This is a genomic window from Janthinobacterium sp. JF4, assembly GCF_059617925.1.
This window is the reverse complement of record NZ_JCAQAV010000095.1, coordinates 1-1,839: the sequence shown is the minus strand read 5'-3', so window position 1 is coordinate 1,839 and position 1,839 is coordinate 1. Positions and strand designations below refer to the sequence as shown.

1 protein-coding gene is annotated in these 1,839 nt (G+C 59.1%); it reads right to left on the bottom strand.

Annotated elements, in window-relative coordinates; translation table 11 throughout:
* The coding region (locus AC54AF_RS26990; protein ID WP_496639043.1) for a phage tail protein at window positions 1-1,742 on the bottom strand (1,742 nt) is incomplete at its 3' end.
* Window positions 1,743-1,839 lie beyond the last annotated feature (97 nt).

The window sequence follows — 1,839 nt, the reverse complement described above, 5'->3', positions numbered from 1 at the left end:
TCGGGCGTCAGTGTGGTGCTGGCGGGAATGCCGATGGTCCGGGATTTGTTGCCCAAGGCCCGCTGCACGAAAGCCGTGCTTGCCACAGAGTCGTCGTTGTCGAATTGTGGCTGTGTCGTGGTGACGTTGTTGAAATAATTTGCAAAGTCAGCGTTGCGCCACATTTCAGCAGTCGAGTCGATCACCTGCCATGTCGCATCCCCGACTGCAAGCAAGGTCAGCGCTTGTCCGGTTTTGATCGTTATGGTGGTCACCGGGGTCGTGTCGAAGGCGAGCGTAACGCCAGAGGCGGGCACGATGGTGCCGCTAATGCCACCGAAGGCAAATAGCTTTATGCAGCGACCCAACACAGGACCGTTCCTGATCAGATCAACGGGACGCGCGAGCGTCAGCGCGAAGCCAACATTTTGGAACCACAGCACTTTGCCGATGTCATCGGCCGTCGTCATGCGCGATGCGGTAATGCCGCCAAAACCCGCAACGCTACCCAGTTGTTGCTGTACGAAGTCCGTCGTGGCGATTTTATTGTTCGCCGTGAACTTCGCCTGGGTCGGCGCGAGGTTATTGAAGTAGTCTGCAAAATCGACATTGCGCCGCATTTCGGCGGTGGAATCGATGACTTGCCAGACCTGTCCAGACGTTGCCATGAGAGTGATGAACTGGCCTTGTTTGATGACAATATTTTTTACATCACCAACGTCATATCCAATGACCACGTTCACCCCGGACGAGATTGTGCCCGTGGCTTGATTCAGGCCGAAGAGTTTGAAGTACTTGCCGGAATTGAAGGGAATACCTAGCGAATCCGGGCTGGGAATGGTGAGGGTCAGGCCGCCGACGGTAAAGTACAAGGCGGCGCCCATATCGTCCGCCGTCAATGTGCGACTGGCGTTCACGGCGACGTATTTCACCATACTCCCTTGCGCCTGCTGCACAAACTCGGCGCTGACCAGTTTTCGTGAGGCAGAGAATTTTGGCAGCGGCGCCACCTCTTTCATGCTGTATTGCGGGTGCGGGTCCAGTGCGGCCAGATGCTTGGCCAGTTGCTGGTCGCCATAGGCAGCGACATTGCTGTCCTGTTGATCGACGTAGGTGACCTTGGACAGCAGCGGGTGCGGGTCGGCAGCCGCCTGGTGCTTGGCTAGTTGCTGATCGCCATAGGCGCGTGCGCTGGCGTCTTGCTGATCGACATAGGCGACCTTGGCCAGCAGTGGGTGCGGGTCAAGAGAGGCCAGGTGCTTGGCCAGTTGCGCGTCGCTGTAGGCACGGACAACGATGTCTTGGTCATCCACATACTTGCGTGTTGCCAGGATGACGGACGGGTCGATTTTCAGCTCGATGGCGGCCGTGCTGGCGACGATCAGCACGATGCGCACCACTTGCGTGCGTCCGCTGCCCTCAGCCATGAGGGGCTTGTAGCTGGGCGGGCAGTTGGCGACCGCACACAGGTCACCGGCCTCGTCAAAGATGCCGATTTCGCGTATCCACCAGCCCCCCACGTCCTCGGGCAAGACTTGTTCGACGATGATCTGACTGGCGTTTGCCGGGTCAATGCTCAGCTGGTTCAGGCCCGCGCGGCGCACTTCGCGCACCAGCGCCTTTTGCGTGCGCTCGGGCATGGGCAGATTGCCGTTGCCGTCGCCCACGGCGAGGTTTTTCAGTTTCAGGGTTTGGCCCAGGGCGATGGCGTTGGCCAGCTTGGCCTCGCCCACTTCGGTCAGGATGGCGAAATATGTGCTCATGGATAGATGGTCAGGGTGTCGATGGTATGGGATGCGCCGGCCTGCAACAGCGTGCCGCGCACTTCGATGGTTTCCGCGATCCAGGGATACACGGTCA